Raw genomic sequence first — 13120 nt, 5'->3', positions numbered from 1 at the left:
CCTCCAGCCCGAGCACTTCGGGGCCGCCGAGTTCGTGGAACAGTACCGTTCTGGCCATCGGGTCATCCTTTCCATCGGGTGAAGACAGTCCACTTCTACCCAGAAGTACGATGACTGTCAAACTTCGATGACCGTCGTACGATGCCGGTGCCACCGCGTCCGGATTCGACCGCCCCGGTGAGCGCCGTGGGCCGGACGAACGAACCGTCCGCCGCTGCGGTTTGGACCGTGCCAGGACGGAAAAGAAACACGCCGAGGATCGCACCGGATTCACGGGACGGACACAGACCATGGCGACCACCGCGCGTGAGGCCAGTACCGTCGCTCCCCCGGCGAGCCTGAGGCTGCCGGGAATCGTGCTGGGCGTGGGACTCGGCGAATTCGTCGACGGCATCCTGCTGCACCAGATCATGCGGTGGTACTACCTGCTCGACAGCAACGGCCCGGACCTGCCGTACGCCCACCCGGACACGGTCACCGGCCTGCGGATGAACTCCGTGTGGGATGGCGTGTTCCACGCCATGTGCTGGCTCTCCCTCCTGACGGGACTGGGCCTCCTCCACGCCCGCGCCACCCGCAACCGCCGTCGGATATGGGCCTCACGCGCGCTGTGGGGCTGGATCCTGACGGGCTGGGGCCTGTTCAACCTGGTCGACGGCATCGTGGACCACCACGTCCTGGGCATCCACCACATCCACGCCGGTCCCCGCCAGCTCTGGTGGGACATCGGTTACCTGGTCCTCAGCGCACTGCTGGTCGCGGGCGGCTACCTGCTCCAGCGGAGCGCACGATCGGCGGGCAGGGCGGTCTGATGGACCAGGACCAGGCCACGGAGGGTGTTCTCCCGATACTGCTGCCCGCGCTGGCCCTGCTGGTGCTCGCCACCGCGTACCTCCTGCTGGCCCGGCGGGCGCGCCGCCGCAACCCGGCCAAGGGCTGGAACCGGTGGCGGACCACCAGTTTCCTCACCGGCCTTGCCCTGCTGGGCGTGGCACTTCTGCCGCCACTCGCGGAACTCGCGCATGCCGACTTCCGGGGCGCCATGGCCCAGCACATGCTCCTCGGGATGTACGCGCCGCTCGGCCTCATGCTCGGCGCACCGGCCACCCTGCTCCTGAGGACCCTGCCAACCACGCGGGCCCGGCAACTCACCACCCTCCTGCACAGCCGGTACGTCCGTTTCATAAGCCGTCCCGCGACGGCGCTGGTGCTGTCCAGCGGCAGTCTTTTCGTCCTTTTCTTCACCCCGCTCTACAACGCCACCGCCACCCATCCGGCGGTGCACTGGCTGATCCACCTCCACTCCGTCGCGGCGGGCTGTCTGTTCACCTACGTCATCGCGGGCCCCGATCCGGCCCCCGACCGGCCCGGGGTGCCCGTCCGGCTGGCCTGTCTCGGGGCCGCCATCGCACTGCATGCCGCTCTCGCACAGTTGATCTACGGGGGGCACGGGACACGAATCCAGGCGCCCGTCGAGCAGGTCCAGGGCGGGGCCGAGATCATGTACTACAGCGGGGACATCGCCGAACTCCTCCTCGCCATCGCCCTGATCGCCACCTGGCGCTCCGAACGGCGCCTCCGCCCGGCCCGGGTGGATCACCTGTCCGACGCCGCGGGGTGACCCTTGGTTTTCCGGGCCGGTTCCCCGTGCTGCCGTACAATTCCGGCCATGGCCGGCCGGCGTCCGCTGTCCCGACGCTCCGTGCTGCGTACCGCGGGGGCGCTCGCCGCCGGCGAAGCGGTGGTGGCACCGGGAACGGCGCGGGCCGAAGCCCGCCGCGCGCGCGGCGCGACCCTGCACCTGCTCGGCACCGCGGGCGGTCCGCCCCCGGTGGTCGGACGCCGGGGAATCAGTTCGGCCCTGGTGATCAACGGCAGGACCTATCTGGTCGACCTCGGCTACGGCAGTTACGAACAGTTCCATCTCGCCGGCCTCGCCGGACCCAGCCTCGCCGGTGTGTTCGTCACCCACCTGCATTCCGATCACCTCGCGGACCTGTTCCAGTTGTTCTGGCTGCGCGCCGGCGGTCCGAAGCCGCTCGCCGCGGGCGTTCCCGTGTGGGGCCCCGGCCCGGCGGGTGCGCTGCCGCCGGTGGACCGTGACGTTCCGGTCATCAGCCCCGGAGCACCCGCACCGGGGCTCACCGCCTTCGTCGACCACAACATCAGGGCCGCGGCCTACGACCTGAACATCAGGATCCGGGACGAGGGCTTCCCCGACATCCACCGGATCCTGTTACCTCGCGAAATCGCGCTACCGCCGGTCGGCGCGTCCGCCACGGCGCGGCGCTGCCCCCGGATGGAGCCCTTCCCGGTGATGGAAAACGGGGACTGCCGGGTCACCGCCACGCTGGTCGACCACCCGCCCGTCTTCCCTTCCTTCGCATACCGCTTCGACACCGACCACGGGTCCGTGGTGTTCAGCGGCGACACCACCGTCAACGACAACCTCATCCGCCTCGCCCGCAACGCGGACATCCTGGTGCACGAAGTCATCAGCCTCGAATGGATGGCGCGCCAGGGTTTCCCGGAAACCCTGCGCGCGCACCTGAAGCGGAGCCACACGGACGTGAACCTGGTGGGCACCGTGGCCGAACGAGCGGGCGCTCACCGGCTCGTCCTCAACCACCTCGTTCCCGGAGAACCGGCGGTGGTCGGCGACCAGGAATGGCGCCTCCGTGCGGCTCGCGGCTATTCGGGCGAGGTCGTGGTCGGCAGGGACCTCATGGCCGTACCCCTGGGGTGAGGTGCCGTCAACTCTGCCTGTACTCCCGCGGGCCGTGGTGCGGCAACCAGATCTCCTCGGCACCCCGACGGTCTGCGGCCGTTCGTGATCCTGTTCCATGCCTTCCGGAAAGCCGCACGGATCCTGGAGGACAACCGCCCGTACGCCGAACCGCGACTGGACATCATCGCCGTGACACCGGCGCTGCGCGAGCGCGAACTGGCCAAAAACGCCTCACTCACCGAAGCCGTCGCGGAGGCGTTGCGGCAGCGCGGTATCGGCGATCGGCTCGCGGGCCTGGCCGCCCAAACCGGCTGGGCCGCGTTCCACCACGCGCTCCAAGCCTGGATCGACGACCCCGCGCTGAGCGTGTACGCACACCTCTCCCAAGCCTTCGACGATCTGCGCGCCCTCTCCGCGTCAGCCCTGGCGACGAAGGAATCCCCCGAAGTTCTCGATTCCTCGGAAGCTGCGCAGCCGCCTCAGAGGTCCTAACAGTTGATCTTGCCGGTAAGCGTCTGGGCGATCGGAAGGCGTTGTGCGGCATCCTTTCGTGCTGTACAGGGGCATTCCCTGGGAGTTCCTGCCGCAGGAGATGGGCTACGGCTCGGGCATGACCTGCTGGTGTCGGCTGCGGGATTGGCAGGAAGCCGGGGTCTGGCAGCGGCTGCACGAGTTGCTGTTGGCCAGGCTCAACGCCGCGGGGTTGATCGACTGATCGCGGGCGGCGGTGGACGGGTCGCCTGTGCGGGCGGTGAAGGGCGGCCCAAAAGCGGTCCGAGCCCGGCCGACCGCGGCCGCACCGGATCCAAGCACCATGTGATCACTGACGGCGGAGGTATCCCACTCGCGGTGAGGCTGACCGGCGCAACCAGCACGACGTTAGGAGTTCTTAGGCGGCGATGGTGAGAGGTTCGGGTTCGCCGCGGTAGGTGCGGCCGGCCGGGGTGGTGATCTCCAGCGTCCCGGTCTCGGTCATCCGGTGCTGCCAGCCGGGTTCGTCCTTGAGCCGGTGGTCTCTGCGGCACAGGCCGCAGAGGTTGGCGCTGTCGGCGTCGCCGCCGTGGGCCCACGGTTCGACATGGTCCAAATCGCAGGCTTGGACCGGCCGGTGGCACCCCGGAACTCGACACTCCCGGTCTCGTACCTGCACCAACTCCTTGGTGGCGGCGGACGGCCGGTAGCGGTGACGCCCCACCTCGATCGGGATACCGGTCATGGGGTCGGTGATGACCCGCCGAATCGTGGCGTTCTGAGCGATGTCCCGCGCCAGTTGGGCGGGGATGGGTCCGTGTCCGGCGAGTTCGGCGGGTTCGTTGCGCAGCCCGGTCCAGGTCAGGAAATCCAGATACACGAACACTTCCGCCCGCGGCGGCTCCACCGGCCGCGCCACACCAAGGCACAGGTCGGAGAACACGTCCGCCCGCAACTCATCCAGAGTGCGTTCCTCACCCCTGCTCCGCAGTTGTCGCGCCACCCGATCCACCCGGGTGTAGATGGTGGCGGCGATCTCGGCGGGGAGATAGGCGTAGAGGGTAGCCATCCCGTCGTCCTCGTGACACAACTGAACATTGCGGGACCGTTTCCGCTCCTCACACCGCCGCGCGTGCCCGTCCGGGTCGACCCGCGCGACGGTCCTGTTCACCAGGCGCCGCACCGACGTCGCATCCCGAGTCGTGATCTTCCCCGCCACCCGGGCATCCACTTCCCTCGCCTGCTCGTCGGCGAGGACCGAGGTCTGGTCGGCTACTTTCGACGCCCGGTACGGATCCACCGCGCCCTGCCGCATCGCCTCAAAAGTCGCGGGCAACCGCTGCGCCAGGTCCCGGGCCAGTGACACTTGGCCCTCCGCCTGACGCGCACCGTAATGCAATTCGAGAGCGACCTCCTTCGCCACCGAATCCGCATCCCCCAACGCCGCCACCGCAGCCAGTTTCACCGCCTGATAAGCATTAGAACACGCCTCAGCCGCCGCGATCAGCGACAACACATCATCCCGGTCGAGGTCGGCGATCCGGTCGTACAATTCCGGTTCGGGCCCGGAAAACCCCCAGTTCTCGGTCACCTCACAATCCTATCGGCGACACAACGCCAACAGCGTCACACGATCAGTGATATTTCGAACGATTATTCGTAGATCTGCCCGAACCGAAGCTGATCGTTTGACATGTCTGAGAGCGTGATGTTCGGGTAGTCGTTCGTAGTTGCGGACACAGCGGCGGCGCCGAGTCGATCACCGCAGCAGCCGATCGCGCAACCCGTCCAACACATTCCGGCGGAGGTGATACGGCAAGATAGCAACGAACTCCTGGTACAGCGGCGACCCGACACCGCAAGGCTCGCGTGACTGTAGATTGTCACCAGGACTGGTTTGCGCCGTCGCCGTCAGACTCAAAGGCAACCGGCTCACCAACGAGCAGAAGACCCACAACAAGGCCCACAACGGGAACCTCTGTCCCTCCAAAATCGGCATCAACGTAAAAGCCGCATCGCACAGAGCTGTCTCTCCCGGCACGCCTCTGGTTTGATCGGCGGTATGGAACCCTTCTGGACCGGGAAGCGGGTACGCCTGCGCGGGATCGAGCCCGACGACTGGAGCGCCTTTCAGCGCTTCGACGCGCATTCCGAGCGGTTGGGCGCCCTTCTGCGCCCGCCCCGTTCGGCCGAGAGCTACCGCGCCTGGGCGAAGGAACAGGCCGCCGCCCAGCCCGAAGGCGACCGTTTCCAACTGGTCATGGAAGCCCTCGAAACGGGAGAAGTGGTCGGGACCATCGGTTCGAACAACGCCGAACCGATCAACGGCTGGTTCGAATACGGTCTCACGATCGACCCCGATCACCGGCGCAAGGGGTACGCGTCCGAGGCCGTGGTGCTGTTGCTGCGGTTCATGTTCGCCGAGCGGCGCTATCACAAGTGCGAGGCCAGGATCTTCGACCACAACGAGGCATCGCTGGCCTTGCACCGGCGGCTCGGCTTCGTCGAGGAAGGCCGCCTCCGCGAGAAGGTGTTCCTCGCGGGTGCCCACCACGATGTCGTCCTGATGGGCATGCTCGCCGGCGAGTTCGCGCGGCTGCACTCGACGGCCGAGGACTGACCGGACCGCCCGGAAACCGGCTCCGCACACCGCGTCCCCGCTCAGGCCCGCATGCCACCGTCGACCGGGAGCACCACGCCCGTCACGTAGGAGGCGCGGTCGCTGAGGAGCCAGGCGGCGGCCTGGGCGATTTCGTCGGGATCGGCGGCGCGGCGCAGCGGGGTGTGCGCGTTGAGCCCGTCCACGACGCCGGGTGAACGGTCGTTCCACGCGCGCACCATTTCGGTCAGTGTGGTGCCGGGAGCGATGGCGTTGACGCGGATGCCTTCCGGGCCATAGGTGAGCGCGGCCGACTCGGTGAGGCTGTTGAGCGCCCGCTTCATCGCGCCGTAGGCGGGCAGTTCGGGATTGCCCCGCAGGCTGCCGACGCTGGAGTTGTTGACGATGGCACCCTTTCCGGCGGTGGCCCGGATGGCGGCGACCTCGGCGCTCATGGCCAGCCACTGGCCCCTGAGGTTCACCGCGTAGACGCGGTCGAAGTCGGCCTCCGGCACCTGGTCCATCGGGCCGGGTGGCACGGAGGTCGCGCCGTTGTTGAAGGCGATATCGAGCCGGCCGTACCGGTCCACGGCGCTGTCGACGGCGGCGTGGACCGCGGCCCCGTCGGCCAGGTCGCACACCACGTAGTCCGCGGTGCCACCGGCCGCCCGGATCCGTTCGGTCACCGCCTTCAACTGTTCCTCCGTGCGGGCCGCGAGCAGCACCCGGGCGCCTTCCCGGGCGAACAGCCGCGCGGCGGCGGCGCCGATGCCGCGACCGGCACCGGTGACGAAGGCGACCTTGCCGACCAACAGGCCCAGGGCGGCAGGGGCGGAGAATTCGTTGTCCATGAAGTCGTTGTCCATGGCAACGAGCCTGCGTCCGGCCGCCGGGCTGATCCAGGTACGGCCGATACCTGGATCAGCCCGACGGCACCGGCGACACTGGCGATGTGAACAGACGAGAGCTCGCCGACTTCCTGCGCAGCAGGCGTGCCCGGATCGGCCCGGCCGACGTGGGCCTGCCCGCGGGGCGGCGCCGCCGCACTCCGGGCCTCCGCCGCGAGGAAGTGGCGCAGTTGGCGTTCATCTCGACCGAGTACTACACGCGGCTGGAGCAGGCCCGCGGCCCGCGTCCGTCGCGCGAGGTCCTCGCCGGGCTGGCCCGGGCCCTGCGCCTGTCGGACGCCGAGCACGACCACCTGCACCACCTCGCCGGTTCCCCGCCTGGCCCGCTGTCCGGGCCTTCGCGGGAAGTGCGTCAGAGCATCCTCGACCTGCTGCGGCGACTGCCGCAGGCCGCGGCGATCGTGCTGTCCGCGACCTACGAGGTGATCGCCTGGAACGACCTGGCCGCCGCCCTCCTGGAGGATTTCTCCGCCCTGTCCTGCAACGAGCGCAACCTCGTGCGCCGTGTCTTCCTCGCACCGCACGCGCGCGAGCGGCTGCTGTACAGCCTGGACACGGAGGCGTTCGCCCGCACCGCGGCCCGGCAGCTGCGGGCCACCGCCGCCCGCTATCCCGACGATCCCGAGGTGGCCCGGCTGGTGGGCGACCTCCTCGCAGGCAGCGCGGAGTTCGCCCGGCTGTGGGCCTCCCACGAAGTCCGCGCCGAACCCACGCTGCGCAAGACCATCAACCACCCGATGGTCGGCCCCGTCATGGTGAACTGCGACGTCCTCGACATCGCCGACCGGGACCAGCAGGTGGTGATCTACACGGCCGAACCCGGCTCGCCGTCGGAGGAAGCGCTACGGCTGCTGTCGGTCATCGGCACTCAGCGCATGGACGTCCCGGGGTGAGGTCTTTCCGAAGGTCAGGCCGGAGTTCAGGACGGCGTCGCGGGGAAGTGCGGGTTCTCGATGAGCCCCACCAGGCTCCCGTCCGGGGCCGTGACGACCGCCGTCCGAATCCCGCCGCCGTAGTCGGTGACCGCGGCGTGCTCGCGGGCACCCTCCGCCAGCAGCGCCGCGACCGCCGCGTCCACGTCGTCCACCCCCCAGTACGTCACTGGACCCGTCCCGCTCTCCGCGACCCCGTGGGGGTCCAACGCGAGTTCGTAGCCGTTGACACTGAAGCCGACGTAGTAGGGCTCGTCGAAGTAGGGCGGCACACCGAGAACTCGGGACCACCACGCCTTCGCGGCCGCAAGGTTGTCGACCGGGTACACCACGGTCCGGAGTCCTTGGAACACCCGGCCATCCTGCCAGACATCCACCCTGTCGTGGTGGCGTTTTCCCAGTAAGCGCTTTCCAGACACCCGTACGCCGGCCAGCGCGCTGCTTCAGTCGTCGAGCAGCCGTCGTGCGGTGAGGGCGAGCCTGGCCCGAACCAGGCCGGTGGGCCCGGAAAGTTCGATGCCCAGTGCCTTTCCGATCTGTTCGAGACGGCGGGCGACGCTGCTGTGGTGAAGATGGAGAAGGTCGGCGGCCTTGCGCAGGGAACCGGTTTCGCAGTAGGCGTTCAGGGTTGCGAGATCTTCCGGGTTGTCGGCGATGCGGCCGATCGCGCCGACGTCGGCGTTGTCTCGCAAGGTGTCGGGAGGTACCTCGGCCAGCAGTGCCAGCGCGCCCAGATCGTCGTGGTGGACCACCGGCTGACGTGGGGTGGTGAAGCGCAGGGCGATGCGGGCTTGCCGCCAGGAACGGGCGGGGCTGCCCGCGGCGCCGATGCCCGCGCGTACCCCCGCCGGAAACCGTGTCGTGTCAACGGCGTTGGCCAGGATGACGCCCACACCGGCGAGCGTGGCCGCCTTCACCGGACGCGCCGGGCAGACCAGACCGCCGATCTTCTCGAGCGGAAGCGGCGACCGTACCGCCACGACGCGGATCGGCCGGTCGGCGGCGAAACCCAGGAGCCGGAGCGCCCGTGCCCTGGCCACGTCATCGCTGTCGGCGCCGATCACCAGTTCCACCAGGGCGGGGTCGGCCATGGTGGTGCGGGCCGGGCCGTACCGCTCGGCGACCGCCGCCGCGGCGATGGCGAGCCGGTCCAGCAGCGCCACGTCGAGCGGATCCGGCGGGCCAGGGCGTTCCAGCCACACCGTGCCGATCTCCTCCTCGTCGAGGGTGACCGGCGCCGTGGTGGAGGGCGGCGGGGGTGGGCCCGGCGCCGCCCTGCCGTCGGGCGCCATGCGGACCGCCCGCCCCATGCCGTGGAGCCGGATCCCGGCCACGCACTCGGCCAGGCCCGCCGAAGCCCGGACGAGTGCCGGGAGATCCACCCGCCTGCGCATCAGCGTGTCGTAGAACGCGACGACTCGGACCACACCCTGGACGTGCGGATCCAGTTGCGACAGCCGATCGGCCAGTGCCTCCATGACAGGAGGATAGGACCAGCGGGGTGCGGGAGAGGCGCCGATCGGTGCGCGATCGGGGCGGGATGCGCGACGTATGGCGGGTGATCGCAGGGAAGATCGCTGTGACGATGTCCGCATGGATCCCGAACTGGAAGCGTTCCTCCCGTTTCTCCCGCGAATCGACATGACCGACCCGATCGCCACACGCAGGAACGTCGCCGAACGTGCCGCCGCCCGACCGGTGCCGGACACCGCGAACCTGCAGATCGAGGACCGCATGGTGCCCGCCGATCCGCGGGTGCCGGTGCGGATCTACCGCCCACGCCAGGCCCACGGCGCGATCGTCTGGCTGCACGGTGGTGGATTCGTCTTCGGTGACCTGGACACCGAACACCCGTGGGCCGCCCGCATCGCCGACTGTTCCGGCGCGGTGGTGATCTCCGTGGACTACCGGCTGTCGCCCGAAAACCGTTATCCGGCCGCCCTGGACGACGCCTACGCCGTGCTGACGTGGGCGGCGGAGAACGCGGCCGGGCTCGGCATCGACCCGGAGCGCATCGCGGTCGGCGGCCACAGCGCTGGCGCGGGACTCGCGGCCGCGGTGGCGCTGCGGGCGCGCGACGAGAGGGGCCCCCGGATCCGATTCCAACTGCTCAACGAGCCCGGTCTGGACGACCGGCAGCAGACGTGGTCACAGCGGAACTTCACCGACACCCCCTGGCATGATCGCGGCAGGATCGCCGCCGCATGGGGGCACTACCTGGGCTCCCAGCCCGCCACGCCCTATGCCGCCCCGGCACGGGCTACCGACCTGTCCGATCTGCCACCCGCCTACATCGCCACCGCGGAGTTCGACCCGCTCCGCGACGAAGACATCGACTACGCGCTGCGCCTGCTGCAGGCGGGAGTATCGGTCGAACTGCACCAGTGGCCCGGCACGTTCCACGGATCACAGGCCATCCAGTCCGCCGAAATCTCCCAACGGCAGATCGCCGGCCTCGCCGGAGCCCTGCGCCGGGCCCTGGCCGGGTGAAGTCGTCGGGGCCGGGTCCGCGAGTGGTCAGGCGGGGCCGCGGGCGATCAGCGTGAGCAGATCCCCGATCATCCTCTTCTTCGGAGCGTCGCCGCAATCTTCCTCGGTACTGATCTTCATCCGATTCCATTCCTGGCGTCCGTGTTGCGGTGGGTTACCACATGACCCCGACATTTCCGCGTTGCCGTGGGGGCCTCTCACCGGAAGCCGCAGCCCTCACAGCCGCCGGATGATCCGTGCCGGATTGCCCGCGGCGAACACGTGGTCCGGTATGTCCCGGATGACGACACTGCCCGCGCCGATGACCGTGTTCTCGCCGATGGTCACGCCCGGGCAGACGATCACACCGCCACCGAGCCAGGCATTGTCGCCGATCGTGATGGGGGCGGTGCGCTCCCACCCGGCGCGACGTCGTTCATGCTCTTCCATCGGGTGCAGAGCCGTGAGCAGCTGCGCTCGTGGGCCGATCCGGACGTCGTCGCCGATGGTGATCACGGCGTCGTCCATGAAGAGGGCGTCGTTGTTGACGAAGCTGTTCGCACCGACGCTTATCTGCGGGCCGTAGCTGCACTGGAATCGCGGGAGGACGGAGGCACCGGGACCGAACTCGGCGAACAGGTCTTCCAGGATCCGGCGGCGCTCAGCGTCGTCGTCCGCTCCGGTCGCGTTGAACCTGTCGAGCATTCGCTGACAGCGCTGTCGTTCCTCCATCAGCTCGGGTGCATCGAGGTACCAGTCGCCGCGCAGCATTCGGTCTTTCTGTTCGCTCATGCCGCCATTTTTCGCTGGACTCACTGCCCGCCACCATGGTCCAAGATGGAGACGTGACAGGGGAAGAGACCGTTGGTGCCGACCACATCGAGCAGGCGGCGCACCGCGCGACACCAGCCGTCATCGACGTGCTCAAGCGCTTTCCGGCCGCACCGGACGGCGGCGGACGGGTCGGAGAGTTGATCCGCGTGCTGGACGCGGGCCTTCGCCGCTGACCCTCCGCCGCCGAGGTAAGCGGCCGTGTCGTTCCCCACGCCGAACGGGCGCGGGGAACGCCTGGCGGGTTCAGCGGGCCGGTGCCGGAAGGTGGAGGCGTCCGTCGTGGACTTCGACGATCTCGTCGACGGCGGAGAGGTGGCTGCGGTCGTGGGTGACCAGGACGGTGGCGGTGGCCTGCTCGCGGGTGAGGCGGGTGATCAACTCGATGACGGCGGCGCCGCGTTCGTGGTCGAGTGCGCTGGTGGGCTCGTCGGCCAGGAGGACGGTCGGGCCGTTCATCAGGGCGCGGGCGATGTTGACGCGCTGGCGCTGGCCGCCCGAGAGCTCGTGGGGGCGGCGTCCGGCCTGGGCGGCGAGGCCGACGGCGTCGAGCAGTTCCAGGGCCCGGCCCCGGGCCCTGGCGGCGGAGCGGCCGTCGATCCGGGCCATGACCTCGAGTTGTTCGGCGGCGGTGAGGGAGGGCAGCAGGTTGGGCTGCTGGAAGACGATGCCGATCTTCCGGCGGCGCAGGTCGGCGAGTTCGCCCCGGGTCATGCCGGTGGTGGTGGTTCCGTCGATGGTGACGGTGCCGTCATCCGGGGTGACGAGGGTGGCGGCGACGGCCAGCAGGCTGGATTTGCCGGACCCCGAGGGGCCCACCACGGCGGTCAGCCTGCCCTTGGGGACGTCCAGGGTGACGTGGTCGAGGGCGGTCAGGCGGGAGTCGCCGTCGGGATAGGTGAGGGTGATGCCGGTCAGGTTCAGGCTCATCGGGCGCTCCCCAGTGCGGTCAGCGGGTCGACGGAAGTGATGCGACGGATGGACAGGGCGGCGCCGAGCGCGCCGAGCAGGATCATCACCGCGGCCGGGACGACGACGGTGGAGGCCGTCAGCAGGAACGGCACAGCGCTGCCGATGAGGGCGCCGAGGCCGGCGGCGAGGCCGCTACCGACCAGGGTGCCTCCGGCGAGCAGGACGACGGCCTGGCCGAGGGCGTCCTTCAGCAGGTGGGCGGTGGAGGCGCCGAGAGCCTTCAGCACGGCGATGTCGCCGCTGCGCTGGATCGTCCAGACGGTGAAGAAGGCACCGATCACCAGGGCGGAGATGGCGAACAGGAAGCCGCGCATGAGCTGCAGCGAGCCGTTTTCCGAGGTGTAGGAGCCGATCGCGGACAGGGAATCGTCCTTGGTGACGGTCCTGGTGCCCGCTGCCCGGTCGGCGGCGGGTACGTCGGCGCCGGAGGTGGTGTCGAGGGCGATGACGCTCGCGATCGGGCCGTCGCCGTCGCCCGTGCGGGGTGCGGCCTTCTGCCAGACATCGAGCGCGGTCCAGATGACCGGGGTGTGGCTGAAGGACGCATCGCCCTGCACGGCGGCCACCGTCAGCTTCTGCCCGGCCGCGCTGAAGGTGTCGCCGGGTTTCAGGCCGAGGTCGTCGGCGGCCGTGGTGGACAGGACCACCGAACGCTCGTCGATCCTGCCCCCTTCGGGGGCGAGGTGGGAGCCGGGCCGGACGCCGAAGACGGAGACCCCGGTACTCCGGTCACCGGCGGTGGCCCTGGTGATCGTGATGCCCAGCGGTTCGGCGGCGGTGACGCCCGCGGTCCCGGCCCACTGCCGCCACTGCTTGTCGGTGATGGTGGAACTGGCGTACGACAGGGCCTGCCCGCCGCCGGGCGCGGCGAAGGCGATCCTGTCCGCAGGCAGGCCGGTGATCGCGGACACGTTCTGCCGGCCCAGCCCGGCCGTCAGCCCGGAGAGCAGGCCGACCAACAGGGTGATCAACACGATGACGGCGCCCATCAGGGCGAACCGCCCCTTGGCGAACTTCAGGTCTCTCCAGGCGACGAACACGGCCTTGGCCTGCCCTTTCTTGCGGTGGAAACGGTATGCCCCCAGCTTCGCCGCCGACCCCCTCCGCGGGCATCCGGCCGGCGACGGCACTTCGTGTGCCGAAGGGTGGGATGCCGGTTCCAACTTTCGATGGAGGTCGCCCGCGGGCCGCCTGTTTATGGTGGAAGGAC

The 13120-nt window shown here is 69.6% G+C and carries 15 protein-coding genes and 1 pseudogene; 9 read left to right on the top strand and 7 right to left on the bottom strand.

What is annotated here, in order from left to right:
• The first annotated feature begins 290 nt into the window (after positions 1-290).
• The 5 genes and pseudogenes from FNH05_RS18570 to FNH05_RS39325 all read left to right on the top strand — a co-directional run.
• The gene (locus tag FNH05_RS18570; protein ID WP_144589967.1) at positions 291-812 is read left to right on the top strand and encodes a DUF2243 domain-containing protein; all 522 of its coding nucleotides are present in this window, start codon (positions 291-293) and stop codon (positions 810-812) included.
• The gene (locus FNH05_RS18565) at positions 812-1621 is read left to right on the top strand and encodes a cytochrome c oxidase assembly protein (RefSeq protein ID WP_144589966.1); all 810 of its coding nucleotides are present in this window, start codon (positions 812-814) and stop codon (positions 1619-1621) included. Before FNH05_RS18570 ends, FNH05_RS18565 begins: the two co-directional genes overlap by 1 nt.
• A gap of 48 nt (positions 1622-1669) precedes the next feature.
• Positions 1670-2746 (top strand): MBL fold metallo-hydrolase, encoded by a 1077-nt coding sequence (locus tag FNH05_RS18560; RefSeq protein ID WP_144589965.1) that lies wholly within the window; start codon positions 1670-1672, stop codon positions 2744-2746.
• 84 nt (positions 2747-2830) lie between these two features.
• Positions 2831-3220, top strand: a complete 390-nt coding sequence (locus FNH05_RS18555; protein WP_246127816.1) for an acyl-CoA-like ligand-binding transcription factor — start codon at positions 2831-2833, stop codon at positions 3218-3220.
• 55 nt (positions 3221-3275) lie between these two features.
• Positions 3276-3595, top strand: a pseudogene (locus FNH05_RS39325) (transposase); the annotation flags it as partial.
• Between the two features lie 22 nt (positions 3596-3617).
• On the opposite strand, the gene FNH05_RS18545 reads toward FNH05_RS39325, so the two are convergent.
• Positions 3618-4790: an HNH endonuclease signature motif containing protein gene (locus FNH05_RS18545; protein ID WP_246127815.1), complete on the bottom strand. Its 1173-nt coding sequence runs from the start codon at positions 4788-4790 to the stop codon at positions 3618-3620.
• A 471-nt stretch (positions 4791-5261) separates the two neighbouring features.
• Between FNH05_RS18545 and FNH05_RS18540 the strand changes: the two genes are divergently transcribed.
• The gene (locus FNH05_RS18540; RefSeq protein ID WP_144589963.1) at positions 5262-5819 is read left to right on the top strand and encodes a GNAT family N-acetyltransferase; all 558 of its coding nucleotides are present in this window, start codon (positions 5262-5264) and stop codon (positions 5817-5819) included.
• 41 nt (positions 5820-5860) lie between these two features.
• Here the strand turns inward: FNH05_RS18540 and FNH05_RS18535 are convergent, their stop codons facing one another.
• Positions 5861-6664: an SDR family NAD(P)-dependent oxidoreductase gene (locus tag FNH05_RS18535; RefSeq protein ID WP_144589962.1), complete on the bottom strand. Its 804-nt coding sequence runs from the start codon at positions 6662-6664 to the stop codon at positions 5861-5863.
• Positions 6665-6750: 86 nt separating this feature from the next.
• On the opposite strand from FNH05_RS18535, the gene FNH05_RS18530 reads away from it, so the two are divergent.
• Entirely contained in the window at positions 6751-7599 is an 849-nt protein-coding gene (locus tag FNH05_RS18530) for a helix-turn-helix transcriptional regulator (RefSeq protein ID WP_144589961.1), read from the top strand.
• 26 nt (positions 7600-7625) lie between these two features.
• Here FNH05_RS18530 and FNH05_RS18525 read toward each other — a convergent pair whose 3' ends face one another.
• Positions 7626-7991 carry a VOC family protein gene (locus FNH05_RS18525; RefSeq protein WP_144589960.1) on the bottom strand — a complete coding sequence of 122 codons (366 nt, stop codon included), beginning with the start codon at positions 7989-7991 and terminating at the stop codon, positions 7626-7628.
• Positions 7992-8081: 90 nt separating this feature from the next.
• Positions 8082-9116, bottom strand: a complete 1035-nt coding sequence (locus FNH05_RS18520) for a PucR family transcriptional regulator (RefSeq protein ID WP_144589959.1) — start codon at positions 9114-9116, stop codon at positions 8082-8084.
• A gap of 115 nt (positions 9117-9231) precedes the next feature.
• On the opposite strand from FNH05_RS18520, the gene FNH05_RS18515 reads away from it, so the two are divergent.
• Positions 9232-10128 carry an alpha/beta hydrolase gene (locus FNH05_RS18515; RefSeq protein ID WP_144589958.1) on the top strand — a complete coding sequence of 299 codons (897 nt, stop codon included), beginning with the start codon at positions 9232-9234 and terminating at the stop codon, positions 10126-10128.
• Positions 10129-10344: 216 nt separating this feature from the next.
• Here FNH05_RS18515 and FNH05_RS18510 read toward each other — a convergent pair whose 3' ends face one another.
• The gene (locus FNH05_RS18510; protein WP_144589957.1) at positions 10345-10899 is read right to left on the bottom strand and encodes a sugar O-acetyltransferase; all 555 of its coding nucleotides are present in this window, start codon (positions 10897-10899) and stop codon (positions 10345-10347) included.
• A gap of 53 nt (positions 10900-10952) precedes the next feature.
• Here FNH05_RS18510 and FNH05_RS18505 point away from each other — a divergent pair, with 53 nt between their 5' ends.
• The gene (locus FNH05_RS18505; protein ID WP_222426645.1) at positions 10953-11114 is read left to right on the top strand and encodes a hypothetical protein; all 162 of its coding nucleotides are present in this window, start codon (positions 10953-10955) and stop codon (positions 11112-11114) included.
• A 70-nt stretch (positions 11115-11184) separates the two neighbouring features.
• Here FNH05_RS18505 and FNH05_RS18500 read toward each other — a convergent pair whose 3' ends face one another.
• Together FNH05_RS18500 and FNH05_RS18495 are read right to left on the bottom strand one after the other, a co-directional pair.
• On the bottom strand, positions 11185-11868 hold the full coding sequence (locus FNH05_RS18500; protein WP_144589956.1) for an ABC transporter ATP-binding protein: 684 nt from the start codon (positions 11866-11868) through the stop codon (positions 11185-11187).
• Positions 11865-12950, bottom strand: a complete 1086-nt coding sequence (locus FNH05_RS18495) for an ABC transporter permease (protein ID WP_144589955.1) — start codon at positions 12948-12950, stop codon at positions 11865-11867. The genes FNH05_RS18500 and FNH05_RS18495 overlap by 4 nt, the downstream gene beginning before the upstream one ends.
• Between the last annotated feature and the right edge of the window lie 170 nt (positions 12951-13120).

This window comes from Amycolatopsis rhizosphaerae, assembly GCF_007713715.1.
Classification (GTDB): domain Bacteria; phylum Actinomycetota; class Actinomycetes; order Mycobacteriales; family Pseudonocardiaceae; genus Amycolatopsis_E; species Amycolatopsis_E rhizosphaerae.
Note: the sequence above shows the minus strand (reverse complement) of the source record. Positions and strands in the feature narration are given on the sequence as shown.

What these genes read in the sequence shown, in the direction of transcription:
- FNH05_RS18570 (WP_144589967.1), top strand. Translation starts at nt 291, where the DNA reads ATGGCGACCACCGCGCGTGAGGCCAGTACCGTCGCTCCCCCGGCGAGC.
- FNH05_RS18565 (WP_144589966.1), top strand. Translation starts at nt 812, where the DNA reads ATGGACCAGGACCAGGCCACGGAGGGTGTTCTCCCGATACTGCTGCCC.
- FNH05_RS18560 (WP_144589965.1), top strand. Translation starts at nt 1,670, where the DNA reads ATGGCCGGCCGGCGTCCGCTGTCCCGACGCTCCGTGCTGCGTACCGCG.
- FNH05_RS18540 (WP_144589963.1), top strand. Translation starts at nt 5,262, where the DNA reads ATGGAACCCTTCTGGACCGGGAAGCGGGTACGCCTGCGCGGGATCGAG.
- FNH05_RS18535 (WP_144589962.1), bottom strand. Translation starts at nt 6,664, where the DNA reads ATGGACAACGACTTCATGGACAACGAATTCTCCGCCCCTGCCGCCCTG.
- FNH05_RS18520 (WP_144589959.1), bottom strand. Translation starts at nt 9,116, where the DNA reads ATGGAGGCACTGGCCGATCGGCTGTCGCAACTGGATCCGCACGTCCAG.
- FNH05_RS18515 (WP_144589958.1), top strand. Translation starts at nt 9,232, where the DNA reads ATGGATCCCGAACTGGAAGCGTTCCTCCCGTTTCTCCCGCGAATCGAC.
- FNH05_RS18510 (WP_144589957.1), bottom strand. Translation starts at nt 10,899, where the DNA reads ATGAGCGAACAGAAAGACCGAATGCTGCGCGGCGACTGGTACCTCGAT.
- FNH05_RS18500 (WP_144589956.1), bottom strand. Translation starts at nt 11,868, where the DNA reads ATGAGCCTGAACCTGACCGGCATCACCCTCACCTATCCCGACGGCGAC.